27 protein-coding genes are annotated in these 25502 nt (G+C 63.8%); 15 read left to right on the top strand and 12 right to left on the bottom strand.

The genetic code is table 11. The features are described 5' to 3' along the window. Window positions 1–59: 59 nt before the first annotated feature. On the top strand, window positions 60–857 hold the full coding sequence (locus tag VCK47_RS13800) for a protein-disulfide reductase DsbD domain-containing protein (RefSeq protein ID WP_322890299.1): 798 nt from the start codon (window positions 60–62) through the stop codon (window positions 855–857). Here VCK47_RS13800 and VCK47_RS13795 read toward each other — a convergent pair. The 4 genes from VCK47_RS13795 to VCK47_RS13780 form a co-directional block, all read right to left on the bottom strand. After that, the gene (locus tag VCK47_RS13795) at window positions 854–4249 is read right to left on the bottom strand and encodes an efflux RND transporter permease subunit (RefSeq protein ID WP_322890300.1); all 3396 of its coding nucleotides are present in this window, start codon (window positions 4247–4249) and stop codon (window positions 854–856) included. The genes VCK47_RS13800 and VCK47_RS13795 overlap by 4 nt on opposite strands. Beyond that, window positions 4249–5700: an efflux RND transporter periplasmic adaptor subunit gene (locus VCK47_RS13790; protein ID WP_322890301.1), complete on the bottom strand. Its 1452-nt coding sequence runs from the start codon at window positions 5698–5700 to the stop codon at window positions 4249–4251. The genes VCK47_RS13795 and VCK47_RS13790 overlap by 1 nt, the downstream gene beginning before the upstream one ends. Before the next feature lie 71 nt (window positions 5701–5771). Then, window positions 5772–6314 carry a molybdenum cofactor biosynthesis protein B gene (gene moaB, locus VCK47_RS13785; protein ID WP_322890302.1) on the bottom strand — a complete coding sequence of 181 codons (543 nt, stop codon included), beginning with the start codon at window positions 6312–6314 and terminating at the stop codon, window positions 5772–5774. Further along, window positions 6311–7084 (bottom strand): uracil-DNA glycosylase, encoded by a 774-nt coding sequence (locus VCK47_RS13780; RefSeq protein WP_322890303.1) that lies wholly within the window; start codon window positions 7082–7084, stop codon window positions 6311–6313. Before VCK47_RS13780 ends, moaB begins: the two co-directional genes overlap by 4 nt. A gap of 104 nt (window positions 7085–7188) precedes the next feature. On the opposite strand from VCK47_RS13780, the gene VCK47_RS13775 reads away from it, so the two are divergent. Genes VCK47_RS13775 through plsY form a run of 5 tightly spaced genes read left to right on the top strand, consistent with a single transcriptional unit; the run spans window position 7189 to window position 11135 of the window. Next, the gene (locus tag VCK47_RS13775) at window positions 7189–8145 is read left to right on the top strand and encodes an aspartate carbamoyltransferase catalytic subunit (protein WP_322890304.1); all 957 of its coding nucleotides are present in this window, start codon (window positions 7189–7191) and stop codon (window positions 8143–8145) included. Beyond that, window positions 8145–8720, top strand: a complete 576-nt coding sequence (locus tag VCK47_RS13770; protein WP_322890305.1) for a hypothetical protein — start codon at window positions 8145–8147, stop codon at window positions 8718–8720. The genes VCK47_RS13775 and VCK47_RS13770 overlap by 1 nt, the downstream gene beginning before the upstream one ends. Beyond that, on the top strand, window positions 8717–9223 hold the full coding sequence (locus VCK47_RS13765) for a hypothetical protein (RefSeq protein WP_322890306.1): 507 nt from the start codon (window positions 8717–8719) through the stop codon (window positions 9221–9223). Before VCK47_RS13770 ends, VCK47_RS13765 begins: the two co-directional genes overlap by 4 nt. 22 nt (window positions 9224–9245) lie before the next feature. Beyond that, on the top strand, window positions 9246–10529 hold the full coding sequence (pyrC, locus tag VCK47_RS13760; protein ID WP_322890307.1) for a dihydroorotase: 1284 nt from the start codon (window positions 9246–9248) through the stop codon (window positions 10527–10529). Continuing rightward, the gene (gene plsY, locus VCK47_RS13755; protein ID WP_322890308.1) at window positions 10530–11135 is read left to right on the top strand and encodes a glycerol-3-phosphate 1-O-acyltransferase PlsY; all 606 of its coding nucleotides are present in this window, start codon (window positions 10530–10532) and stop codon (window positions 11133–11135) included. Between the two features lie 6 nt (window positions 11136–11141). Here plsY and VCK47_RS13750 read toward each other — a convergent pair whose 3' ends face one another. From VCK47_RS13750 to VCK47_RS13730, 5 genes are all read right to left on the bottom strand, one after another. Further along, a complete protein-coding gene (locus VCK47_RS13750; protein ID WP_322890309.1) occupies window positions 11142–11399 on the bottom strand; it encodes a hypothetical protein in 258 nt (85 codons plus the stop codon). 92 nt (window positions 11400–11491) lie between these two features. Continuing rightward, window positions 11492–12862, bottom strand: a complete 1371-nt coding sequence (locus VCK47_RS13745; protein WP_322890310.1) for a glutamate--cysteine ligase — start codon at window positions 12860–12862, stop codon at window positions 11492–11494. 58 nt (window positions 12863–12920) lie between these two features. Beyond that, the gene (locus VCK47_RS13740; RefSeq protein ID WP_322890311.1) at window positions 12921–13439 is read right to left on the bottom strand and encodes a hypothetical protein; all 519 of its coding nucleotides are present in this window, start codon (window positions 13437–13439) and stop codon (window positions 12921–12923) included. After that, complete coding sequence (locus tag VCK47_RS13735) at window positions 13432–14298, bottom strand: GNAT family N-acetyltransferase (RefSeq protein WP_322892292.1); 867 nt, start codon at window positions 14296–14298, stop codon at window positions 13432–13434. Before VCK47_RS13735 ends, VCK47_RS13740 begins: the two co-directional genes overlap by 8 nt. Then, window positions 14268–14990: a 16S rRNA (uracil(1498)-N(3))-methyltransferase gene (locus VCK47_RS13730; protein ID WP_322890313.1), complete on the bottom strand. Its 723-nt coding sequence runs from the start codon at window positions 14988–14990 to the stop codon at window positions 14268–14270. Before VCK47_RS13730 ends, VCK47_RS13735 begins: the two co-directional genes overlap by 31 nt. A gap of 12 nt (window positions 14991–15002) precedes the next feature. Here VCK47_RS13730 and ubiA point away from each other — a divergent pair, with 12 nt between their 5' ends. Genes ubiA through VCK47_RS13705 form a run of 5 tightly spaced genes read left to right on the top strand, consistent with a single transcriptional unit; the run spans window position 15003 to window position 19601 of the window. Beyond that, window positions 15003–15968 carry a 4-hydroxybenzoate octaprenyltransferase gene (ubiA, locus tag VCK47_RS13725; RefSeq protein ID WP_322890314.1) on the top strand — a complete coding sequence of 322 codons (966 nt, stop codon included), beginning with the start codon at window positions 15003–15005 and terminating at the stop codon, window positions 15966–15968. Window positions 15969–16024: 56 nt separating this feature from the next. Further along, window positions 16025–17941 (top strand): OmpA family protein, encoded by a 1917-nt coding sequence (locus VCK47_RS13720; protein WP_322890315.1) that lies wholly within the window; start codon window positions 16025–16027, stop codon window positions 17939–17941. Beyond that, window positions 17938–18264, top strand: coding sequence for a hypothetical protein (locus VCK47_RS13715; RefSeq protein WP_087209665.1), 327 nt, complete (start codon window positions 17938–17940; stop codon window positions 18262–18264). Before VCK47_RS13720 ends, VCK47_RS13715 begins: the two co-directional genes overlap by 4 nt. Before the next feature lie 5 nt (window positions 18265–18269). Continuing rightward, on the top strand, window positions 18270–19028 hold the full coding sequence (locus tag VCK47_RS13710) for an NAD(P)H-dependent oxidoreductase (protein WP_322890316.1): 759 nt from the start codon (window positions 18270–18272) through the stop codon (window positions 19026–19028). 21 nt (window positions 19029–19049) lie between these two features. Next, entirely contained in the window at window positions 19050–19601 is a 552-nt protein-coding gene (locus VCK47_RS13705; RefSeq protein ID WP_322890317.1) for an AAA family ATPase, read from the top strand. An 8-nt stretch (window positions 19602–19609) separates the two neighbouring features. Here the strand turns inward: VCK47_RS13705 and VCK47_RS13700 are convergent, their stop codons facing one another. Further along, the gene (locus VCK47_RS13700) at window positions 19610–20557 is read right to left on the bottom strand and encodes an L-threonylcarbamoyladenylate synthase (protein WP_322890318.1); all 948 of its coding nucleotides are present in this window, start codon (window positions 20555–20557) and stop codon (window positions 19610–19612) included. A 114-nt stretch (window positions 20558–20671) separates the two neighbouring features. Here VCK47_RS13700 and VCK47_RS13695 point away from each other — a divergent pair, with 114 nt between their 5' ends. Both VCK47_RS13695 and VCK47_RS13690 read left to right on the top strand, forming a co-directional pair. After that, entirely contained in the window at window positions 20672–22378 is a 1707-nt protein-coding gene (locus VCK47_RS13695) for an acyl-CoA dehydrogenase (protein ID WP_322890319.1), read from the top strand. Further along, window positions 22378–23415 (top strand): MBL fold metallo-hydrolase, encoded by a 1038-nt coding sequence (locus tag VCK47_RS13690; protein ID WP_322890320.1) that lies wholly within the window; start codon window positions 22378–22380, stop codon window positions 23413–23415. Before VCK47_RS13695 ends, VCK47_RS13690 begins: the two co-directional genes overlap by 1 nt. On the opposite strand, the gene VCK47_RS13685 is transcribed toward VCK47_RS13690, so the two are convergent. Beyond that, complete coding sequence (locus VCK47_RS13685) at window positions 23400–24191, bottom strand: class II glutamine amidotransferase (protein ID WP_322890321.1); 792 nt, start codon at window positions 24189–24191, stop codon at window positions 23400–23402. The genes VCK47_RS13690 and VCK47_RS13685 overlap by 16 nt on opposite strands. Then, window positions 24191–24430, bottom strand: a complete 240-nt coding sequence (locus VCK47_RS13680) for a DUF6356 family protein (protein ID WP_322890322.1) — start codon at window positions 24428–24430, stop codon at window positions 24191–24193. The genes VCK47_RS13685 and VCK47_RS13680 overlap by 1 nt, the downstream gene beginning before the upstream one ends. Before the next feature lie 105 nt (window positions 24431–24535). Here VCK47_RS13680 and VCK47_RS13675 point away from each other — a divergent pair, with 105 nt between their 5' ends. Next, window positions 24536–24997 carry an Lrp/AsnC family transcriptional regulator gene (locus VCK47_RS13675; RefSeq protein WP_322890323.1) on the top strand — a complete coding sequence of 154 codons (462 nt, stop codon included), beginning with the start codon at window positions 24536–24538 and terminating at the stop codon, window positions 24995–24997. 11 nt (window positions 24998–25008) lie between these two features. Further along, window positions 25009–25464 (top strand): DUF6173 family protein, encoded by a 456-nt coding sequence (locus VCK47_RS13670; protein WP_322890324.1) that lies wholly within the window; start codon window positions 25009–25011, stop codon window positions 25462–25464. Window positions 25465–25502: the final 38 nt, after the last annotated feature.

The raw sequence follows: 25502 nt of genomic DNA, 5'->3' as shown, positions 1-25502 counted from the left end.
GTCAAACACTCGCCCAAACGTGACTTTTCATGTCAGGGGGAATCGCCCAGATAAAGGCCATGCGCAAGTCCTTGCTGATCCCTCTCGCCCTGTGTGGCCTGCCTGCGACCGGCTTTGGCCAATCGGTCGAAGACCTTGCGACCGTGACCGTCCTGCCCGGATGGCGCGACGCGGACGGCACCCATGTCACGGCCTTGCGGATCGATCTGGCCGAGGGTTGGAAAACCTATTGGCGCGCACCGGGCGATAGCGGCATTCCTCCGTCGTTTTCCTTTACCGGCACGGATATCACGGCTGTGCAGCCGCATTTCCCCGTACCCGAGGTCTATGAGGATTTCGGCATCCGCTCTATCGGCTATGAAAACTCGGTGGTCTTTCCGCTGCGCCTGACCTTGCCGGAGGACGGCAGCGTGGTCAGCATGGCTGGCCAGATCGAAATCGGTGTCTGCGATGAAATCTGTATTCCGGTCACGCTCGACTTTTCGGCCCTGTTGCCGCCCGGTGGATCGTCAGACCCCGCGATCGTGGCGGCACTGCGCGACCGCCCTCTGACAAAGGCCGAGGCACAGGTCGGCACCGTGACCTGCACGCTGGAACCGATCAGCGACGGGTTGCAGTTGACAGCGCAGATCACGATGCCCCGCAAGGCGGTGCAAGAGGTCGTGGTGATCGAGGCGGGTGATCCGCAGGTCTGGGTGTCCGAACCCAGCGTCAGCCGCGTTGGCACCACGTTGAACGCGGTCGTCGATATGGTGCATGTGTCGGGCCAGCCTTTCGCGCTTGATCGCTCGGCAGTGCGGATCACCGTGCTGGGTGATGGACAGGCCGTCGATATTCAAGGCTGCGTTGCGGGTTAGGCCCGCATCCGGCGCGCGACAAACCCGACCGAGGTGATCGCGTAGACCGCCAGCAGCACCGCAAAAAGCGCCAGCACAAACACCCCGAATGCAGGTCCGAACCCGCCTGCCAAAAACGGCAACACGGCCACCACGGGCACCCAAGGCGCGCCGGTCAGCAGCAAGGGCAGCACCAGCACCGCAAAGAGCGCGCTCGCCGTGGCAGCCCCCACAGCCGCAGGCAACAGCATCGCCCACCGTCTGCCGCGCAGCGCACGCTTGGCCGATTGCACCTGCCGCGCGATATCGGCCTGCATCGCCATGATCGACGGCACTACCAACAGCACCAGCAGCATCCCGAAGGCCAGCCCGAACACCAGCGTCACCACCGTGGGTTTGAGGAATTCGGCCTGCGTCGATCCTTCGTAGAGCAGCGGCGCAAGGCCCAGCACCGTGGTCAGCGTGGTCAGCAGCACGGCGCGCAACCGGTCCACCGCGCCGTCGATGATGGCCGGCACCAGACCGCGCTCCTGCGCGTATTCATCGACCGTCGTGACCAGAACGATACTGTCGTTGATGATGATGCCCACCATCCCGATCAGGCCCACCACGGTGAACAGGCTCATCGGGATGCCCCAGATGTAATGCCCGTAAATCGTGCCGACCAGCGCGAAGGGGATAATCGACATCACGACCAAAGGCCGTGTCCAGCTGCTGAAAATCCATGCCAGCGTAAGATAGATGCCCAGCAGCACCAGCGTCAGCCCAACCTGCGCATCCGCAAGAAACCTGTTTTCCTGTTCGCTTTGACCGGACAGTTGGGTTTCGATCCCGAAATCGCTTTGCAGGCGGGGCAGGATGTCGCCGGTGATGATCTGCTGGATCTCGGTCGCGCGGGCGGCATCGTCGCCGTCAAGTTCGCCTGTTACCGAAATCAGCTGGATGCCATTTTCGCGGCGGACGGTGGAAAATCCTGTGCGGGTCTGTGTGGTGACCACATCGGCAAGCGCCACATAGACACCATCCCCGGTGCGCACCTGCGTGCGGTCCAGAAAATCGGCCGTCAGTTCGGCGTCGGGCAATTGCACGCGGATCGCGGCGGACCGGCTGCCATCGGGGAAGGTCGCAGCCTCAATCCCTCCAAGGGTGTTGCGCAGCACGCGACCCAAAGCCTCGATGCTCAGCCCCAGCGCCTGACCTTGCGGGGTCAGTTGCAGCAACAGCTCTTCCTTGTCGTAGGACAGCGAATCCTCAAGCGCGGATACCTCACCGAATTGTGCCAGTTCGGTTTTCAGCGCCTCGGCCGCCGCCTTGAGCGTGTCGCTATTCGCGCCGAACAACTGGATATCCAGCCCGTCCGCACTTGGCCCCGACCCCCAACTGCGGAAACTGACGGTTTCGGCCATCGGATGCTGCACGATTGCTTCCTGCAAGGCGCTGACAAAAGCATTGCTGCCATAGGGGCGGCTGTCGGCGTCGATCAGTTCGATGGTGATCGCGCCCAGCTGGTCGGCGTCCTTGGTTTCGGCCCCTGCAATCGCGCGCCCGGAATTACCGCCGATTTCGGCAATGGCGATCAGTACGGGGTTGATGCCGTATTCGGCCTCGTATTCGGCACCCAGCGCCTCGGTGGCGCGCTGCATCTCGCGCATCATCTCGAGGGTATCGGCGCGGGTCGCACCGGGCAGCATCGCAAAATTGCCGGTGACCTGGCTTTGTTCGGGCGCATTGAAGAACCGCCATGCGACATCGCCGCGAATGACCAGCGCGGCCGAAGACGCAAGCGCCACCAGCGCCAGCGCCACAACGGGATAGCGCGCGCGGATCACCAGCGCCATGAACGGCCGGAACAAGGTGAACCGGAACCAGTCAAAGCCGCGATTGACGGCCTTCGACGGCCTGTCATACCAGTGATCCTTGGCCGAATGGGCGATGGCATGTGACAGGTGATTGGGCAGGATCAGGAAGCATTCAACAAGGCTCGCGATCAGAACCACGATCACGGTATAGGGAATATCCGCGATCAGATCGCCGAACCGTCCGCCGATGGCGACCAGCCCGAAAAACGCGATGATCGTGGTCACGCTGGCGGAAAACACCGGGCTGAACATGCGCCGCGCGGCATTCTCGGCGGCCACCACGGGCGGTTCTTTCAACTGCCTGACGCGGAAATCGGCATGTTCACCCACGACAATCGCGTCATCCACGACGATCCCCAGCGTGATGATCAGCGCGAACAAAGAGATCATGTTGAACGTGATCCCCGCCGCCCACATCAACGCTACCGCCGCCAGCATCGCCACTGGAATACCGGCCGCCACCCAGAAGGCGGTGCGCGCGTTCAGGAACAAAAACAACAGCGCAACGACCAGAGCCAAGCCCGTCGCACCGTTGGTCAAAAGGATATTCAGACGCCCCGTGATCTGTTCAGCCCGCGCATTGGTCAACCGCATCGTGACGCCTTGGGGCAATGAGGCCTCCATCTCGGCGGCAACCTCTTCGACGGTGCGCTGCAACCCGATGGCGTCGCCGCTGGCGGACCTTTGCACAACCACGGTGATTGCGGGATCGGCACCGACAAAATAGGCGCGGTCGCGGTCGATGCCTTCCACGCGCAAGGTGGCCACATCGGCGATCGTCAGAAACGACCCGTCAGGATTGGCGCGCAGGGCGATGGCGCCGATCTCTTCGGCGCTGCGGCGTTCGACGCCAGTGCGCAGGCGTGCGTTGGCAGATACGTCACCAGCAGGAGAAGCGGCGGTTTCCTCGGCGATGCGCTGGGCGATATCGGCCATGCCGATGTCATGTTCGATCAGCGACAGCGACGGCACCTCGACCAAGATCGATGGTGCCGCAACCCCCTGCACCGCGGCCTGCGTCACGCCTTCGGCAAACAGCCGTGCTGCGAATTCATCGGCAAAACGCCCAAGTTGGTCCACGCCAACGGGCCCCGAAATGACCACATCGGTCACACGGTCCGACCAGCCGCCACGTCGCACGCTGGGGTCATCGGCGTCATCGGGCAGGTTGCTGGCGCTATCCACGGCAAGCTGCACATCCTCGGCCGCGCGGTCGATGTCATAGCCCGGCTCGAATTCCAGCGTGATACGCGCGCTGCCCTCGGTCGAACGGGATGACGACGACGCCACCCCTTCGACTGCCAGAAGCACAGGTTCCAGCACCTGCACGATGGCGGCGTCCACATCCTCGGCCCCTGCGCCGGACCAGCCGACATTGACGGTGATGTTGTCCACAACCACGTCGGGAAAGAACTGCGCACGCATGTTGGGGATCGCCAGCAGACCCGCCGCCAGCATCAGCACCAGAAACAGGTTTGCCGCCGTCTTGTGCCGTGTGAAATAGGACAGGATACCGCCTGCCCCCGCCGTCAGCCTGTCACCGCCCGTCGCCATCAACTACCCATCCGGCTTTCCAGCCGTTCCACGGTTTCGGATGATACCTCGTCCTGTTCCAGTTGCGCGATGATCCGCGCCTTGACATCGTCGGGCATCGGCCCTTCGGCCACATAGGCGATCAGCCGCGCGCGACGGTCAGGGTCTAGCACGATCATCTGCGCGGTTTCTTCCTCCACCACGCCGGGGCGGATCGGGCGCACCTTGATCCCCGCCCCCAGCAAGGGCGAGCGTTCCATCACCACGGTCAGCCCCGCAAGGCCCGCAGCGGCGATGATAACATCATCCCCTTGCCGACGCAGCACATCGACAGGCTGAGGTTGCAGACGGTCGTCGGCATCGACGGTCAAGATCATCCCGTCAGATCCAACAGCGGTGGCGGGCAACAAGGCCACGTCATCCAGCGCAGGTTCATTGATCCGCACCGTGACGAAATCGCCGGGGCGAAAGCCCGGTGCGCTGTCGAGCTGCGCAAAAAGTTGCCGTCCGGTCTGGCCTGCACCGACACTGGCCCCCTCGCGCGTGATCTGGCCCGTGGCCGTGAGGTTCACACCAGACGCATCCAGCGCCACGGTCACGGGCGCGCGTGTAAGAGCGCCAGTCACGTCCAAAAGCCGCGCATATTGCGAGGTCGAGACACGGAATGCGACCTCGAGCGTGGTGGGGTCCACCAGCCGCGCGAAAAGCTCGTTCGCGGTCACCCGTCCACCCGGGCTGACGGTTACATCGGTCAGGGTCCCGTCAAAGGCCGCGCTGATCTCGGTCTCTGCAAGGTTCCGCTCGGCTTGGGCCAAGTCGATCTGCACGCGGGCAAGACGGGTCGTGGCCTGATCAATCCGCGCCTCGGCGGTCGCGATCGACTGCCGTCGCGTCAGCACCGCCGCCGCAGCGCTGGAAGCCGCAAGTTCGGCATCCTCGACCGCTGCCGTCGTCCCGACACCGCGCGTCTGCAGGTCAAGTGCCCGCGCGAGCGCCTGATCGCGCAGGGCCGCCTGCGCGCGCGCGGCTGCCAGTTCGTCCTGTCCCAGTTCCAGCGCACGTTCGGCGTCGCGCAGTTCGGCCTGCGCATCCTGCACGTCAGCGCGGATGCGCGAAAGCGCCTCTTGCGCCTCGACCGGATCGATCCGCAGCAAAAGCTGGCCCGCGGTCACGGTGCCGCCTTCGACCAGCGCATCGGAGGCTTCCAGCACAGTACCGCCGGTCGCCGACCGCAGGTCGAGCGTGCGCTGGCTGCGCAATTCCCCAAAGACGACAAGTTCCGGAACGATAGTCTGGGGCGCCAGCGTCACGACATTGACACTGAATTCCCGTTCCCGCTGTGGAAAGCTGCGGGGGTCTTGACCCAGCCGTGCCTCGACCGCGCCGCGCACGGTATTTGCCGCCCACGCCAAAAGCACCAGCGTGATCGACAGCAGGAAGATACCCGTCAGGCTTCGTCGCAAAAATCGCATTCAAAATCCCATCAGACCGCAACAAGAAATGGTGCCGCGCGGCGTTCTGTCCAGTCTTACGGCCGAACGGCCTATTTCCGGCGCAAATGTTCGTCCAATCGCGGCATGATCTCGACAAAGTTACAGGGGCGGTGCCGGAAATCGAGCTGGCGGCCCAATATTTCATCCCAGGCATCACGACAGGCCCCCGGACTGCCGGGCAAGGCGAACAGATAGGTGCCATGCGCCACACCCGCCGTGGCACGGCTTTGCACGGCGCTGGTGCCGATCTTTTGCATGCTGACGATGGTAAAGATCGTCCCGAATGCGTCGATCTCTTTCTCATAGACATCGCGGTGCGCCTCGACCGTCACATCGCGCCCTGTCAGGCCGGTGCCCCCCGTCGAGATAACCACATCCACATGCGCGTTCATGCACCAGACCCGCAACTGATGCGCGATCTGGTCGCGCTCATCGGGCAGGATCATGCGTTCGGCGACATGATGGCCCGCCGCCTCGATCCGGTCGACAAGGGTCTGGCCGGATTTGTCATCCGCAAAGGTCCGCGTATCGCTGACTGTCAGCACGGCGATGCGCACGGGGATGAAGTCTTTTGTCTCGTCGATCCGGCTCATGTCTCCAACCTTGCATTCAGGGCCAGAAGGTCGGCCCAAGCCTCGCGCTTGGCGGCGGTGTTGCGCAAAAGATAGGCAGGGTGGAACATCGGCAGGCAGGGCTTGCCCAGCGCCGTGGTCCACGTGCCACGCAAGGTGGTGATGCCTTTCTGCCCCAAGAGCGCCTGACAGGGCGTGTTGCCCATCACCACAACGATCTGCGGATCGGCAAGCGCGATATGGCGTTCCAGAAACGGCAGCATCATCGCGATTTCGGCCGCGTCCGGCGTGCGGTTCGCCGGTGGCCGCCACGGCATGACATTGGTGATATAGACCGCACGGTCCTTGTTTTCATGCGCGCGCCCAAGGTCGATCGCGGCCAGCATCCGGTCGAGCATCTGACCCGCCTGCCCGACGAATGGCTTGCCTGCAAAATCCTCCTCGCGGCCCGGTGCCTCGCCCACGATCATCACCCGCGCGCCGGGCTGGCCATCGGCAAAGACAGCGTTTCGCGCGCCGCGCTTGATCTCGCAATGCTCAAACGCGGCTATCGCGGCGGCCAGCGCGGGCAGATCGGTGGCGGCGGCGGCAGCAGCGCGCGCGACGGTGACAGGGTCCAGTTCGCGGGCAATCGCGGGGGCCACCACCTCGGCCACAGGCGCTGTTTTTACTGGCACCGGATCAAGCGCATAGCGGTCCACCGGCGCATCAAGGATCGCATCGGTCACGCCAAGTTCGACCTGCCATTCCAGCGCGGCGCGGTCCTGCCAATATGTGTATTGCGAATCCATGACCCGACATTAGGCGCAATCGCGGCATTTGGGCAGGGCCTGCGGCATTGAAGCCTGCGGGTGGGCAGCCTATAACCCACCGGACGACGGCAAAGGATCACCGCATGACATTCCGCGCACGGCATCTTCTGGGGATCGAACATCTGCATCCGACAGAGATCACGACGCTTCTGGACCTTGCCGATACCTATGCCGACCACAACACCCGTGGCCTTGCCCACCGCGAAGTGCTGGCGGGCCTCACCCAGATCAACATGTTCTTCGAGAACTCCACCCGCACGCAGGCGAGTTTCGAGCTGGCGGGCAAACGGCTCGGGGCGGATGTGATGAACATGGGGATGCAGGCGTCCTCCATCAAAAAAGGCGAAACGCTGATCGACACGGCGCTGACGCTGAACGCGATGCGCCCTGACCTGCTGGTCGTGCGCCACCCGCAATCGGGTGCTGTGGACCTTTTGGCGCAAAAGGTGAATTGCGCCGTGTTGAACGCAGGCGACGGGCGGCACGAACATCCCACACAGGCGCTGCTCGATGCGCTGACCATCCGCCGCGCCAAAGGCCGGTTGCACCGTCTGAACATCGCGATCTGCGGCGACATTGCGCATAGTCGCGTCGCGCGGTCCAACATCATGCTCTTGGGCAAGATGGAAAACCGCATCCGCCTGATCGGGCCGCCGACGCTGATGCCTGCAGGCATCGGTGATTTCGGGGTCGAGGTTTACGACGACATGGTCAAAGGTTTGCAGGACGTCGATGTCGTGATGATGCTGCGCCTGCAAAAGGAACGGATGGACGGCGGTTTCATCCCGTCCGAGCGGGAATATTTCCACCGCTACGGTCTGGACGCGGCCAAGCTGTCCCACGCGAAACCCGACGCCATCGTCATGCACCCCGGCCCGATGAACCGCGGGGTCGAGATTGACGGGACCATCGCCGATGACATCAACCGATCCGTCATCCAGAAACAGGTGGAAATGGGTGTGGCCGTGCGCATGGCCGCGATGGACCTGCTGGCCCGCAACCTGCGCGAGGCGCGTCGCGACAAAAGCGTGATGGTCTGATGAACGCTCAAGCAAACCCCGCCCCCCGGATCGACTGGCAGCGCCATCTGGCCTCTGACGAGACGTTGCTTTGGCACGGCGCACCCGTGTCGGGGTTCGAGACGCCCTCGCGCCTGATCGTCCCCTCCGCAGTGGGCGCGATGCTGCTTTTTGTCGGCTATGCGCTTGTTCAGGGCCTGTTCGACGACGCGCGCCAGCCCGACGCGGCGAGCGGCTTTATGGGCAACCTGCTGAACGGTCTGGGGGCGGTGGTCGCGTTCCTGTCAGGGCTGGCCTTGACCATCGGCGCTTGGATCAACGCTTATATCGGGCCGCGCGTCACCAGCTATGCCATCAGCGACAAACGCGCCTATATCGCGCGCCATCTCTGGACGACCCGTGTGGACAGCTTTGTGATCGCACAAGATGACGCGGTAACGCTTGAAAAAGGACCGCTGGACCGCGTGCTGTTCAAGAAAACCGCCATCCGCGATGGCGAGGGTGGCCTGATCGCACAGGACGTGGGCTTCGCGCGCCTTGCCGACGGGCAAGAGGTGTTCGCGCTGATCCGCGCCATACAAGAAAGAAGCGCATGACCCTGACCATCCCCGCCAATGACCACGGTGCCCTTTATGTGCTTGCCTATACCGGCCCCGCCTCTGACGCGCTGACGGCAGCGACGATCATCGGGCCTGTCGCGCTCAACATGGATTTCGTCGATCTGATCACCCCTGACCGGCGCGCCACCGTGCCGCTGCCTGACCTGATCCGGCAAGGCTATGACATGCCGCTTACGCCTGCGCAGGATGCCATGCTGCGGCATGTGCAAGGCACCGTCCTGCTGGTCATGTCGCGGGCCTTTGGCGGGCAGGCGCAGCAGATCGACCTGCCTGCTGGCACCACGCTGGTCACGGTGCTGCGCGAAACACCTGTCATGGCGGCCCCCGAAAAACTGACCTCGGCCTCTGGCGCAGGAGAGCTGCCCGGACCACCCGTCAAACCCCGCAAATCCGACGCACGGATGAGCGGGATGATCGCCACCGCCGCCTTGCTGGTGATGTTCGCGCTGGTCGGGCTGATGGTCTGGGTCGGCGGATGACCCCTTGCAAGGAAACCACCCTATGACCGCCACCTTCTTTGCCAATGCGCGCATCATCGACCCGGTCGCACTGACCGATGCACCCGGCTGCCTGCTGGTCGTGGACGGTCTGATCCATGAGGTCAGCGGCGCAGAGGCGACGCCGCCTGTCGGCGCCAAGATCGTCGATTGCGGCGGCATGTGTCTGGCCCCCGGCATCATCGACATCGGCGTGAAAGTCTCCGAACCGGGCGAGCGGCACAAGGAATCTTTCCGCTCTGCCGGCCGTGCGGCGGCGGCGGGGGGTGTCACGACGATCGTCACCCGCCCCGACACCAACCCCGCCATCGACACGCCCGAAAAGCTCGAATTCGTCGCGCGCCGTGCGCAGCTGGATGCGCCCGTGCATGTGCTGCCGATGGCAGCGCTGACGAAAAACCGCGACGGTCAGGAAATGACCGAGATCGGGCTTTTGTCCGATGCAGGCGCCGTGGCCTTCACCGATTGCGACCATGTGGTCAGCAAGACCAAGGTGCTGGCCCGCGCGCTCAGCTATGCGCGCTCGCTCGATGCGCTGGTGATCGGCCATGTGCAGGACCCCGGCCTGTCCGAAGGGGCCGTGGTCACGACCGGCAAATTCGCGTCCTTGCGCGGCCTGCCGGGGGTGTCGCCGATGGCGGAACGCATGGCGCTCGACCGCGATATCAGCCTGCTGGAAATGACCGGCGCGCGCTATCACATCGACCAGATCACCACCGCCCGCGCCCTGCCAGCGCTGGAACGCGCCAAGCGCAACGGGTTGCGGATCACGGCGGGCGTCAGCATCCACCACCTGACGCTGAACGACATGGACGTCGCGGATTACCGGACGTTTTTCAAACTGACGCCACCGCTCCGGTCCGAGGATGACCGCACAGCCGTGGTGCAGGCCGTGGCCGAAGGGCTGATCGACGTGATCTGTTCAATGCACACGCCGCAGGACGAGGAAAGCAAGCGCCTACCGTTTGAAGAGGCCGCAAGCGGCGCTGTTGGCTTGGAGACCCTGCTGCCCGCGGCGATGCGGCTTTATCATGCAGGCCAGATCGACCTGCCGCGCCTGTTCCGCGCGCTCTCGCTGAACCCTGCGCGCATCCTTGGGCTGGCGGCAGGTCGCATGCTGGCGGGTGCGCCCGCCGATCTGGTGCTGTTCGATCCCGACGCACCGTTCCAGCTGGATCGCACGACGCTCCATTCCAAATCGAAAAACACCCCCTTTGACGGCGCGCGCCTGCAAGGCAAGGTGATCGGCACCTGGGTGGACGGCACCCGCATCTGGGGAGAGGTATAAATGCCCATCATGGAAAGCGGCCTTGCCGTCCTCGCACTCTGGGGTGCTGTCGGCTATCTGCTGGGGTCGATCCCGGGCGGGGTCATCATGGCGCGGCTGATGGGCTTAGGCAATCTGCGCGAGATCGGGTCGGGCAATATCGGGGCGACGAATGTCCTGCGTACCGGCAACAAGAAAGCCGCCGCCCTGACGCTGGTTTTTGACGCAGGCAAAGGGGCTATCGCTGTGCTGGCCGCGCGCGCCGCAGCGCCGGAAGATGCGGTGCAATTGACCGCGCTTATGGCTTTCATCGGCCATTGCTTTCCGGTCTGGCTGGGCTTCAAGGGCGGCAAAGGGGTTGCGACCTATCTGGGTATCCTGCTGGCGCTGGCATGGCCGATGGGCCTTGCGGCCTGCGGTATCTGGCTCGCCGTAGCAGTGGTCACGCGCTATTCGTCGCTGGCCGCCTTGGTCGCGGCAGGCTGGATGCCGATTGTGATGGCTTTTGCCGGCTACGGCACAGCTGCCGCGCTTGCGGCTTGCCTTGGCCTGCTGATCTATGCGCGCCACTGGACAAACATCCAGCGGCTGCGCAACAAGACCGAAGGCAAGATCGGGGCGAAATGACCCGACTTACTTGTTGGCCATACGTTCCATCGCCTCGGCGGAGCGGCGCGTATTATGGTAAATGCCCACGCCCAGATACATGAAGCCTGCGACGAAAACGACGTAAAGCAACCCCAAGACCAGCATCACCAGCCCTGCGCCGAAGCCGCCGCCCGCCATGCCGCCTGCCATGGACACGAGGCTGACAACCACCACGACGATCATGCTGATGACGACGAACACACCAATCAGCCTGTCCAGCGAACGAATAAAGAAATCACGCATTTTAGCACCATTAAAGTTGTTTGATCGCAGTTGGTTAACAACATGAATCGGTGCTGTCTACTCCCTTGCGTGAAATCTCTCGGTCACCGCAATCAATAGCTGTATTCGGCGTAAATCCGGTCCAGATCTCCGGCCCAGTCGCCGTGGTAATGATCCAGCAATTCATCCGCCGGTGTCTTGCCGGTCTCGACGGTTTCCTTGACCGCATTCAGGAAATGCGTCTCGTCGGGGACCAGACCACCGGCGCCGGGCAAGGCGCGGGCTTTCAGGCCAGATTCGGAAATCGCCACGACCTCGCGCGCAAGCGCATGCATGTCGATCCCTTCGACCTTTGCCTGCAAGCCGTCCACCGATGCTGCGACCCGCAAGGCATCGCGCTGTTCGGCGGTCCAGTCCTTGCACAGGTCCCATGCGGCATCGAGCGCGGTCTGGTCATACATCAGCCCCGTCCAGAATGCAGGCAGCGCGCACAACCGCCGCCACGGGCCGCCATCCGCACCGCGCATTTCGATATACTGCTTCATGCGTGCTTCGGGGAAAACGGTCGTCAGGTGATCGGCCCAATCGGACATGCGCGGCTTTTCACCGGGCAAGGCAGGCAATTCACCTTTCAGGAAATCACGGAACGACATGCCCAGAGCGTTGATGTATTTGCCGTCGCGATAGACAAAATACATCGGCACATCGAGAACCCATTGCACCCAGGCCTCGAAGCCGAAACCGTCTTCAAAAATGAACGGCACCATGCCGGTGCGTGCAGCGTCCAGATCGCGCCAGATCCGCGCGCGCCATGATTTATGGCCATTCACCTTGCCTTCAAAAAAGGGCGAATTGGCGAACAACGCGGTCGCCACTGGCTGCAAAGCCACGCCGACGCGCATTTTCTGGACCATGTCCGCCTCTGATCCGAAGTCGAGGTTCACCTGCACGGTGCAGGTCCGGCGCATCATCGCGGTGCCCATGGTGCCGACGGATTGCATGTAGCTGTCCATCAGCTTGTAACGGCCCTTGGGCATCAGCGGCATCTGGTCATGTGTCCAGACGGGGGCGGCACCAAGGCCGATGAATTTCACGCCGATCTCGTCGGACACGGCCTTGACCTCGGCCAGATGGCTGTTCACCTCGTCGCAGGTCTGGTGGATCGTTTCCAGCGGTGCGCCCGACAATTCCAGCGCGCCGCCCGGTTCAAGGCTGACATTGGCGCCGTCTTTGGTCAGACCGATGATCTTGCCGTCCTCTTCCACGCGGTCCCACGCGAACCGGCTGTGCAAGGCCTCCAGCACCGCCTTGATGGAACGGTCGCCGTCATAGGGCAAGGGTTGCAGCGTGTCGGCGCAATAGCCGAATTTTTCATGCTCGGTCCCGATGCGCCACTGGTCCTTGGGCTTGCAGCCTTTGGACAACAACTCGGCCAGCTGGTCGTGATGTTCGATCGGGCCGCCGCCGGTTTGTGGGATGGACATCGGGAAGGCTCCGTTCAGGGATCAGGGGACGTATCCGTGACCTGCACCAGCGCATCTGTCAATGCAAGAGAGGACGCGCACGCGACCATATTACAACCAGCGCATCGGGTGTGCGCGAAAGCACATCCAGCACGGTGCCTGTCTTGATCCCGGGCAAGCCCGCAAAGACATCGAAAAGCGCATCCGCGCCAGCGGCGTTGATCGGAATGGCAATGCGCTGGCCGCCGATACCGGTCAGAATCCAGCTTGGATCAGGATAGCTGCGTGGGTCGAGCGCCACCTCGGTCAGATCGTCCAGATCGAGGATACCCCCGTCGAGCGGGCCGAAATAGGCAAGCCTGCGTTCGCGCACCTGCACCACCCCCGGCCCTTCACCATCCTGCGCAAAGCGCGCGCGCTGGATGGCGGCAAAGGCCCAGCCCAGACCGATGGCCCCCACCAGATAGCCCAGCCAGACCGTGACACCCGCCGCGTTCAGCCCCCACCACAGGCCGAACAGCGCCAGTCCGGCGGCCGCCAGCACCTCGCGCCAGCGCCAGAAAAACGCGCGCGCCTCGGGGCGGAAGAAATCAGCCATGGACTACCTGCGGTTCTGCGTGCAGCACGATGCCGAAGGCCCCGATCCGGCGAAACCCGATCGCGGCGTAAGCCTTGCTGGCCGAAGCCGTTGCCGCGAACAGGATCGCGCGGGTCACGCCGCTGGCGCGGGCCTGCGCCAGATGCAGCGCCACCGCCCGCCGTGCATGGCCGCGCGAGCGCAAGTCCGGCGGCGTATAGACCCCGCCGATCTGCACCGCATCGGGCAGAACCGCGTTGAAGCCCGTCATCGCCACAGGCGTATCGCCGTCGCACAGCACCCTGTGGCTGTCCGCCGCAAGATAGCTGTCGATATCCTTGATCGCCGTTGCGTCCACGTCACTCTCCTGCCCGAACATCGTCTCCAACAGATAGGCACGCCGCCAGCCGATCACCAGATCGCGCGGGGCATGGGCCAGCGGACGCAGGGTAAAGCCCGCGGTGTCAGGCATGACAAGATCGGCCAAGGACAGGTCGTAATGCGGCTCTGTCGTTGCATGGCCAGCCGCCGATTCCAGACCCAGTGCGGCGCGCAGGCTGGTGACCTGTCCCGCCTCGCCCAGAATCGCGGCAATAGCGCTGCCCTGCATGGCGACGCGCAGATCGGCCCAAGGATGCGTCGGGCAGACCGGAAAAAGAAAACCGCCATCGGTGATCGCGGCGACATCGGTGATCGCGCCACCGTCCTTGCGCAGCCAGAACGCCATCGCGCGCGGATGGCCGCCCGCCATGCCGTGCCGGTGCAGGTTCGCCAGCGGGAACATCGCAATTTGCAGATGGTGGCGCAGGAAGTCTTCAACCTCGGCCCTGTCGGCCAGCGTGGCGCGGATCATCCCCAGTCGCCCAAGGCCTGCTGCCACAGCGTCAGCGCCGCGACCGCCGCCGTGTCAGCGCGCAGGATACGCGGGCCAAGGCTGACAGGATGGGCAAAAGGCAAGGCGCGCAATTTGTCGCGTTCGGCGGGGGAAAACCCGCCTTCGGGGCCGATCAGGACCGCCCAAGGGCCCCGAATGGCGGGCAGGCGCACCGGCGCGCCGATGGCGGTTTCATCACAGAACATCAGCTGGCGGTCCTTGGGCCACCCAGCCAGCAGCCGGTCGAGTTTCACCAGATCATCGACAGGGGGCACGAAGGTCCCGCCACATTGCTCGGACGCCTCGACCGCATGGGCCTGCAATTTGTCAGTGCGGATACGGTTGGCCGATTGGGTAAAGTCGGTCTGCACGGGGATAATCCGCGCAGCCCCCAGTTCCACCGCCTTTTCCACGATAAAGGCGGTGCGTTCCTTGCGGATCGGGGCAAAAACCAGCCACAGGTCAGGCGGGGTCCGCAAAGGGCGCGTCTGCGCCTGACAGGCCAGCACGCCGCCCTTGTTACCTGCCTTTTCCACAACAGCGTCCCATTCGCCGTCACGGCTGTTGATCAGCGACAGCACGTCACCCGCCCCCAGCCGCATGACCCCGAAGAGGTAATGCGCCTGATCGCGGTTCAGCGGAACCGATTGCCCTACCCCCAAGGGGTGATCTACATAAAGCCGGACCTTGGATGCCATGAAGCGGAGCATATGACCCAAAATCCCCGGATGCCAGAGCCTGCGGGCAGTGTCGCCGATGCGGTCAGCGGAAACTGGGTGGACCGTTTCGCACCCGCGCCGACGCGGCCGTTCCTGCGCCTGTCGCGCGCAGACCGGCCCATCGGCACTTGGCTGCTTTACTTGCCCTGCCTTTGGGCGCTGGCGCTGGCGGTGCTGGCGACGGGGCGCCTCGACAGTTTCGCCGTCTGGATCATCGCAGGCTGCGGGATCGGGGCGTTTTTGATGCGCGGCGCAGGGTGTACATGGAACGACATCACCGACCGCGACATCGACGGCTCGGTGGCGCGCACAAGATCGAGGCCGATTCCCTCTGGCCAGACCAGCGTAAAAGCGGCGGTGATCTGGATGATCGCGCAGGCACTGGTGGCGTTTGGCATTCTGATCACGTTCCCGCCTGCGGCGATTGTGCTGGGCATCCTCGCGCTGCTGCCAGTGGCGGTCTATCCTTTCGCCAAACGGTTCACATGGTGGCCGCAGGTATTTCTGGGGCTCGCGTTCAATTGGGGCGCTTTGCTGGCATGGGCCGCGCATACGGGCAGCATTGGGCCTGTGCCTGTCGTTCTGTATCTGGCGGGGATCGCGTGGACGCTGTTTTACGACACGATCTATGCCTATCAGGATGCCGAGGATGACGCACTCATCGGCGTGAAATCCACCGCGCGTCTGTTCGGCGATCAGGCACGGCTATGGTTGCGGCTGTTCCTGACGCTGACGGTGATTCTCTTCGGGGCGGCGGTGGTGCTGGCCGCGCATGACCGGTCGATCCTGTCGCTGGTCATCGCATTGGGCGGGCCTTGGGCGATGGGCTGGCACCTGACATGGCAGCTCCACCGCTTTGACGCAGGCGACAATGAAGGCCTTTTGCGCATTTTCCGGTCAAACCGCGATGCGGGCCTCATCCCTCTGCCGTTTTTCGCCGTGGCTTTTCTGGTATGATTGAACACCCCGGCCACAGGGCCTATGCAGGACCGGGACAAAAGAAACGGGATTGAATGCGCCTCTCTGCCATTTTTATACGGATCATCGCCTTCAGCGTGGCGGCGGTCGGATCGGTCGCGGCCGCACAGCTGACGGTCGCCACGGTCGAGGACAGGTCAGTCGATGCCGTCCGTCAGACGCTTTCCGAAAACGGCCACGACTGGGCCGAGGTGCTGGGCGACGGGTTGCAGGTGATCCTTGAAGGCACCGCCCCGACAGAGGCCGTGCGCTTTCGCGCGATATCGGCGGCAGGCGGGGTCGTCGATGCCAGCCGCGTGATCGACAACTTGTCGGTTGCGGATGCCGCCGATTTCGCCCCGCCCGAATTCAAGATCGAGATTTTGCGCAACGACAGCGGCGTGTCGCTGATCGGTCTGATCCCCGCCAGCATGAACAGGGACACGCTTGCCCGCCGGATCACACGGATTGCAAACGGACAAAGCGTAACCGACCTTCTGGACACAGGCGACTATCCGGTCCCGGAAACATGGCGCGCTGCCGTGGATTTCGCGATCGTCGCGCTGGAAATGCTGCCGCGTTCCAAGATTTCCGTGACAGCGGACCGTGTCACCGTCAGCGGCATCGCGGACAACCTGATCGAAAAGCGCAGGCTCGAGGCCGCCCTCGCCCGCAGCAGGCCCGATGGCGTGCGGTTAGGTTTTGAAATCAGCGCGCCACGGCCTGTGATCTCACCTTTCACGGCGCGGTTCATTCTGGACGAGGACAGCGCAAGATTCGACGCCTGTGCGGTCGATACCGTCGAAGCCCGCGAGTTGGTGCTGAATGCCGCGACAGCCGCGGGGCTTGAAGGGCGCGTCAACTGCACGCTGGCCCTTGGCGCACCGTCGCAGGATTGGGGCGAGGCTGTCGCGCTTGCGATCGCTGCAATCGGTGAACTTGGCGGCGGGACCGTCACGCTGACCGATACAGATGTTATTCTTGTGGCCTTGCCCGGCACGGATCAGGCAACCTTTGACAATGCAGTCGGACAGCTTGAAAACGGCCTTCCCGATGTCTTTGCGCTGAACGCCGAACTGCCCGCCCTGCCCGATGAGGGCGCTGAAGGCCCGCCGCAGTTCACTGCCACGCTCAGCCCCGAAGGGCTTGTGCAGTTGCGCGGGCGGATGCCTGATGACCTGACCAATATGGTCGCCGAGAATTTCGCCGCCGCCAAATTCGGCCAGCGCAACATCACGATGCGCACCCGCGTCGTCGAGGACCTGCCAGCAGGCTGGTCAGTCCGCGTCCTTGCGGGGATCGAGGCACTGTCGGAACTGTCCAACGGTGCCGTCATCGTCGAACCCGAGACGATCACCGTGCGTGGCAACACCGGCAACCAAACCGCCGCCGCCGAAATCTCGCGGCTGATGATCGACAAGCTGGGGCAGTCCGCCGATTACAACCTCGATATCACCTATGTCGAGGCGCTGGACCCTATCGCCGCCCTGCCCACGCCCGAACAATGCATTGCGCAGATCATCGCAATGACCGAAGGGCGCAAGATTACCTTTGATCCCGGTTCTGCCAGTATCACGGCAGCCGCCCAGCCTGTGATCGACGATATCGCCGAAGTCCTGCGGCTTTGCGGGGATCTGCGTATCCGTGTGGCCGGTTACACCGACAGCCAAGGCCGCGAGGAAATGAACCTGCGCCTGTCCCAAGACCGCGCCGATGCCGTGCTAACAGCCTTGCGCGCGCGTCGCGTGCCTGTGTCCACCTTCGAGGCCGTGGGCTACGGGATCGCCGATCCGATCGCCGACAACGCCACCGAAGAAGGCCGCGAGGCCAACCGCCGGATCGAATTCAGCCTGATCCTGCCCGAGGACGAAGAGGCCATCTCCGACGAAACTCTGCCCGAAGAGCTTGAAACCGACGCCGAAACCGCCCAAGACGGTGCAGGGGACGACGACGCGGCAGAGGCTACACCTTGAACAGAACCGAATTCATCATCGCGACGGCAGTGATCCTGTTCGTGGCCTTCGCGCTGGGCTGGTTCGCAAGCTGGCTGGTCAACCGCTTCACCCGCGTGACCACCTCTGAGATCGGTGAGCTCGACAAGATGGCGCAAGCCCTGCACGAGGCCGAGGAAACGCGCGATCAGGCGATCACCTATCTGCAACAGCGCGAGGCCGAAATGACCAACCAGCTGTCACAGACCGAGGCTGAATTGCGCGCCGCGATGGATGGCCTGCGCGAGGCCCGCCGCGAGGCCGAGGAATTGCGCGGCTATATCGAACGCCAGCACGCGGGCTAAGGCGGATGCCCACCACGCTGATCGTTCTGGCCCATCCCGAACCCCGGTCTTTCAACGCGCAATGGGCGCAGGCGAGCGCCGATGCGAGCGCTGCACTTGGCCATGATGTGATCTGGTCAGACCTTTATGCCTCAGGTTTTGACCCTGCCGAACGCGCCGCGCATTATGACCACCCTGCCGATGTGCCTTTCGATCCGCTCAAGGCGCAGGGCCATGCTGCGCAAACGGTGCTGCCTGCGGATGTCGCGGCAGAGGTGGACAAGTTGCGCCGCGCAGACCGGATCATCTTTCACTTTCCCATGTGGTGGTTTTCGCCGCCTGCCATGCTCAAAGGCTGGTGCGACCGCGCGCTGGCGCATGGCGCGCTGCATACGACGGCGGAACGGTTCGACACTGGCATGCTGAAAGGCAAAAAGGCGCTGCTTTGCGTGACCACCGGATCAAGCGCCGACGAAAGCGCCTACAACGGCAAGGAAGGCGATGTGAACCTGCTGCTCTGGCCGCTGGCTTATACTTTGCGCTATCTCGGGCTGACGGTATTGCAGCCCGTCTGCGTGCATGGCGTGCATGGCTATCACCGCGGCGACCGCGCGACAGCCCTCGCGGACAGGCTGGGCAAGGCGCTGGAAGGACAGGCTGACCTGATCGCAGGGTTCGACGCCTTGCCGGACATCGCCTTCAACGCCGATGACGATTTCGACGCCAAGGGCCGGCTGCGCGCTGACAGACCCAGCGTGACGCCCTTTATCCGGCATCAACCTTAGGTCGGGGCGGAGAACGGCCCAATGCAAGGTGAACCACCGTCTTGCCAAGTTATCCTGTCCGGCTGCTCTGGCGGCGGCAAATCGACCCTGCTCGCCGAACTGGGGCGGCGTGGTTATGCAACGGTTGCCGAACCCGGCAGGAGGATCGTTGCCGAAGAGAGCCGTGGAACAGGCAAGGCCCTGCCCTGGGTCGATCCCACGGCCTTTGCAAAGCGAGCCATTGCCATGGCGATCGCGGATCGCGCGGGGGTCGCGGGGGCTGACGGCTTTGTCTTTTTTGATCGCGGCCTGATTGACGCCGCAGCCGCGCTGGAGCGGGCGGCACGTGTGCCAGTCATGCACACGCTGCACGGTCAGCCGCGTTTTCATGCGCTTGTTTTTGTAACGCCGCCCTGGCCCGCGATCTACCAGACCGATGGTGAACGCCAACACAGCATGGCCGCGGCGGTCGATGAATACCGCCACCTGTTGATGGTCTATGAACGGCTTGGCTATACGACGGTGGTTTTGCCGAAAACAGATGTCGGCGCGCGGGCTGACATGGTGCTTGGCAGGCTGGCCGTGTCGGGGTGAACCCCGCCCTACCGTGGCGCTGCCGCGCGTCTCAGCCGGTCGTTGATCGCGCGGCCTAGCCCGTGATCAGGGATAGGGGCGACCGCGATGCGTGTCGCGCCCATGGCATCGAGCTGGTGCAGGCAGTCGAAAAGGCGTGCCGCGGCCTCGGTCAGATCGCCAGAAGGGGAGAGGTTCAGATCGGCCTCCATCGCGCCAAAGCCCAGCATCACCTCGCTCGTTCGCTTGTCAGTCGCGTTCAGCCGGACCTGCCCCAGCGGAGCGTAGTGCGACAACAACTGACCGGGCGAGACGGGTGCCTCGGGGTTTTCCGATGTGGCCAAAGGACGCCCCAGACAGGCGGCAATCGCCTCGGCGGGGATGCCGCCCGCGCGCAGCAATGTGGGCGCGCCAAGGCAGGCGATGATGGTCGATTCCAGACCCACAGCGCAAGGCCCGCCATCGACCAGCGCGTCAATCCGGTCGCCCAAGCCTTCGCGCACATGGGCCGCTGTTGTGGGGCTGATCCGGCCTGACGGATTGGCCGAAGGTGCTGCGACAGGTCCGCCGAAGGCTGCAAGCAGACCTGCCGCGACAGGATGATCCGGCACCCGCACCGCGATACTGTCGAGCCCCGCCGTGACAAGCCGTGATATGCCCGCATCCGCGCGCAACGGCAGCACCAGCGTCAGCGCGCCGGGCCAGAAGGCAGCCGCCAGACGGCGCGCATCATCGTTGAACTCGCAGATGACAGAGGCTGCGGCGACATCACGCAGATGCACGATCAGCGGGTTAAACGACGGCCTGCCCTTGGCTGCAAAGATCGCGGCGACCGCCGTGTCATTGCGCGCATCGGCGCCCAAACCGTAGACGGTTTCGGTTGGAAACGACACCAGCCCGCCCTGCGCCAGAACCTCTGCCGCGCGCGCAAGACCGGCCGCATCAGGCCGCAAAAGCTCTGCCCTGCGCAAAGTCATGACGTGGCGTTCAGGTTGAAGGGTGTCATGGGATGGATAACTTTGCCATAATCGTTTCTGCATAGCGGCAGCACCCGCCCTTGCCAAGCAGACCATTCAGTCGGAGTTGTCCCAATGCCCTATCGCGCACCGATCCGTGATTTCCGGTTCCTGCTGGATCATGTCGTGGGCTTTGCCGAGGTGGCCGCCACCGACCGCTTTGCCGAAGCCACGCCCGACATGACCAGCGCGATCCTGACCGAGGCGGCCAAGATGTGCGAGGACATCCTCGCGCCCTTGAACCAGATCGGTGACAAGCATCCCGCGCATCTGGAAAACGGCGTCGTGCGCACGCCGCCGGGGTTTGCCGAAGGGTATCGCGCCATTGCCGAGGGCGGCTGGATCGGCATGTCCGCCCGTCCGGAAAGCGGCGGCCTTGGCCTGCCGATGACGCTGACGACCACCGTGAACGAGATGCTGTCGGGCGCCTGTCTTGCGTTGCAACTGAACCCGCTGATGACCCAAGGCCAGATCGAAGCGCTGGAACACCACGCGTCCGATGCAATCAAGGCGGTCTATTTGCCGAAACTGATTTCGGGCGAATGGTGCGGCACCATGAACCTGACCGAACCGCAGGCGGGGTCCGATGTGGGCGCCCTGCGCACCAAGGCCGAACCCAACGGCGATGGCACCTATGCGATCACGGGACAGAAGATTTACATCTCTTGGGCAGACAACGATTTCACCGGCAATGTCTGTCATCTGGTGCTGGCGCGCTTGCCCGACGGCAAGCCCGGCACCAAAGGGATCAGCCTGTTCATGGTGCCCAAGCTGATCCCGGATGCAGATGGTAACCCGGGGCAGAAAAACGACCTGCGCGTCGTCAGTCTGGAACACAAGATGGGCCTGCATGGCTCACCCACCGCCGTGATGGAATATGCGGGTGCGACCGGCTGGCTGGTGGGGCCCGCACATGGCGGGATGGCCGCGATGTTCACGATGATGAACAACGCTCGTCTGGGTGTCGGCACCCAAGGGATCGGGACCGCCGAACGTGCCTTGCAACACGCGCTGGCCTATGCGCAGGACCGCAAGCAAGGCCGCGCGGAAGGCACGGGGGCCATCATCGAACATGCGGACGTGCGCCGGATGCTGACCACGATGCGCGCCGATATCTATGCCGCCCGCGCCATATCGCTGATGAATGCCGTTGCTATCGACATGGCGACAGCAACCAGTGATCCCGCATGGGACGCGCGCGCGGCCTTCCTGACCCCGATCACCAAGGCCTTCGGCACCGATGTCGGCGTCGAGGCCACAAATACCGGCGTACAGATCCACGGCGGGATGGGCTTTATCGAGGAGACAGGCGCCGCACAGTTCGTGCGCGATGTCCGCGTCAGCACGATTTACGAAGGCACCAACGGCATTCAGGCGATGGACCTTGTCGCGCGCAAGCTGATGGATGGCGGCGATGCCGCGTTCCGCTTGCTCGATGACGTCGTGCGCGGGGCCGAGGCTGCGAAGGCAACCCATCCCGATCTGGCCAATGCCGTCTGGGAAGCCGCCGAAACCCTGCGCGAAGCGACCGAATGGCTCGTCGGCCGCCCCGACTTGAACGACCGTTTCGCCGGTGCCGTGCCTTACTTGCGCGCTTTTGCGCGGGTGCTGGGCGGGCATGTGCATCTGGCCAGCGCCGTGGCAGGCGATGCAGGCCACCTGCGGCTTGCCACCTTCTATATCAAGCGGATGCTGCCCGAACATGCGGCCTTGCTGGCCCATGCGCGCGAAGGTGCGGCCGATCTGGCCGCGATCACGCCGCAAGATCTGGCCGCCGCCTGATGCCCGATGGCGCGGTCGGCATCCGGTATCCATATCCCGATCCGCCTGCGACCCGCACGGCGATCGAGGTTGCGGAGGGTATCCTGTGGATGCGTCTGCCGCTGCCGATGGCGCTCGATCATGTGAATGTCTATGCGCTGGATGACGGCGATGGCTGGACCGTGGTGGATACAGGTTTCGCCAGCACAAAGTCCAAGGCGATCTGGCAAAGCCTGCTTGACGGACCGCTGGCAGGCAAGCCCGTCACCCGCGTGATCGTCACGCATCATCATCCCGATCATGTGGGTCTGGCGGGCTGGTTTGTCGCCCAAGGGGCCGCCTTGCACATGCCGCGCACCGGCTGGCTGATGGCGCGGATGCTGACGCTAGACGTTCAGGACCGGCCCACGCAAGAAACCATCGCCTTTTACGAACGCGCGGGCATGGCGGCCGATGAACTGGCGCGGCGCAAGGCCGAACGCCCTTTCAACTTTGCCGATTGCGTCGCTCCTCTGCCGCTTGGCTACCAGCGGTTGCGCGATGGTGGCACGATCCGCATGGGCGGGCGGACATGGGATATCCGCATGGGCGATGGCCATGCGCCCGAACATGCGACCTTCTGGTCGCGCGACGATGCGGTGGTGCTGGGCGGCGACCAGTTGCTGCCCTCGATCAGCGCCAATCTGGGCGTCTATCCGACCGAACCCGATGCCGACCCCGTCGGTGACTGGATCGCGTCCTGCGAGAGATTCCAGACCGTCGCGCGGGCCGATCATCTGGTGCTGGGCGGGCATAAACTGCCGTTCACCGGCCTGCCACTGCGGCTGACGCAGATGATCGACAATCATCACGGCGCGCTGGACCGGCTGCTGGCGCATCTCGATCAGCCGCGTGCGGCAGGCGACTGTTTCCTGCCGCTGTTCAAACGCCAGATCGGCCCCGCCGAATACGGGCTGGCCTTGGTCGAGGCGGTGGCGCATCTGAACCACCTGCACCAGACAGGCCGCGCCAGACAGCATCTGCGCGATGACGGGGCATGGGTCTATTCAGCGGCCTGAAGGGCGGCCGCGCCGTCCAGCCCGACACCCTCGGTTTGCAGACCGTTCGCCGTGATCCGGCATAGCACATCGCAAGGCAGCGCTGTCCAGCGGTCGGTCATCCCGCACAAAGGCTCTGACGCCACGGCGCGCCCGCCATTGTCCAGCACGCCGGACAGATAGAGTGTCGGGCTCGCCCCGCTCGAGGCGTGGCGGAACGCAAACAGCGACTGCCCGTCCGAGAACACGCAGGTCAGCTTGACCGGACCGCTGCCGTCCTCGGGTCCGATATCGCGCAGGGTGGCGGCGATGGCGGCGGCGGGGTCAGAGTCCAGCCCATGCGCCTGCATCGTCAGGAACACCAACTCGCTGTCGGTTGTGCCGCGCCGCGCATCGAACAGTGCATCGGGTAACGCTGCCATCATCCGCCGCTTTATCCGGCCGAAATGCGGGATCTGGCCGTTGTGACAAAACGACCAGCGGTCCAGCGCGAAAGGATGACAATTCGCGCGGCTTGTCTCGCCCACGGTCGAGGCGCGGATATGCGCGATAAACAGGTGCGACCGCACCATCCGGCACAGATTCGTCAGGTTGTCATCGGCCCATGCAGGCAGCACGTCACGGTAGAGACCGGGCCTGTCGTCCTGCCCGTACCAGCTGATCCCGAACCCGTCGCCGTTCACCGCAAGCTTGGCCTCGTTGGCGTGCTGGCTTTGCGTCAAAAGCGAATGGCGCGGCCGCACGATGATGTTTTCCAGCGGAATGGCCGGCCCCGTATAGGCGGCGATGCGACACATCAGTGGCGGTCCGTGATCCGCGCGTGCAACCGCTTGAGAATGCGGCTGGCCGTTGTTTCGCACAGCGCGGGGATGAACGCATGGACCAGTGCCGCCAAGGCCGCAACGCCCAGCCAGAACGCAAACCCCAAGGCAAAACGCATATGCCCGAAATAGGTCTCGTTCACGCTCGCCGGATGATCAAGGAACAGGGTGGCGACCAGCGTGCTGCGGGTGGAGTCTTGGGATGCGTCTGACATGGAAACCTCTGTTGGTGGCATTTCAGGCAGCCTAACCAAGATCGGGGCGAATCCGGTCCCAAATACGGCTGTATCTTGCGCCCTGATTGGGATACAGTCCACCATATGGCCCATATCATCGACGAAACAGACCGCCGCATCCTGCAATTGCTGCAAACCGACGCCAGCCTGTCCGTCGATGACGTCAGCGCCGCCGTGCATCTGTCGCGCAATGCCTGCTGGCGGCGGATCAAGGCGCTGGAGGCAGCGGGTGTGATCCGCGCGCGTGTGGCGCTCGTCGATCCGGCCAAGGTCGGCGTGCCGCTGATGGCGATGGTCCTGATCCGCACCAACGCGCATGACGCGCAATGGATGGACAAGTTCCAGACCGCCCTGCGCAGCCTGCCCGAGGTCGTGGGGGCCTACCGGATGACGGGTGATCTAGACTACGTCCTGCGTGTGCGCGTGGCCGATGTGCCCGCCTATGACGCGTTCTATAAACGGCTGACGGCGCGGATCTCGGTCTCGGATATCTCGGCCAGTTTTGTTATGGAAGAAATCAAGGAAACCACGGCAGTGCCATTATGACAGACCCCGACATGACGATCGACACCTCGGCAGAACATCTGGAAAACGCCTATCTGCCGTTGATGCAAGAGGTCCATACCGACCCCGACACGCCCTGTGTGTCGCAAGGTGACCTGCCGCGCGCGTTGAGCGAACCCACCAAGGACAAGTCTGCCGCGCAATGGGCCTATGAACGCGTCATCATGTATATCCAGCATTTCGAGTCCCAGCTCGACAATGACCACGAGGTCGGGATCAGCCTTGCAGGCAGCAATGCCGGTGTCATCCGCATCGAAGGGTTGGGCTATTTCGCGCCGGACATCATCACCTTCTACGGCATCAACGAGGAAGGCGCGAAAACGCAACTGGTCCAGCATGTCAGCCAGCTGAACGTGACACTGATCGCCAGCGCCAAACAGCTTGACCAGCCAGAGCCCGCGCGCATCGGCTTTCAGTTTGCCGCAGCACTCGAACGCGAGAAAAAGTGACCACCTGACCGGGTGACAGCCCGGTTCAAATCGGTTAA

Source organism: Yoonia sp. 72 (assembly GCF_034652275.1).
Classification (GTDB): Bacteria; Pseudomonadota; Alphaproteobacteria; order Rhodobacterales; family Rhodobacteraceae; genus Yoonia.
The sequence above is the reverse complement of the archived record's forward strand: the minus strand, read 5'-3'. Positions and strand labels throughout refer to the sequence as shown.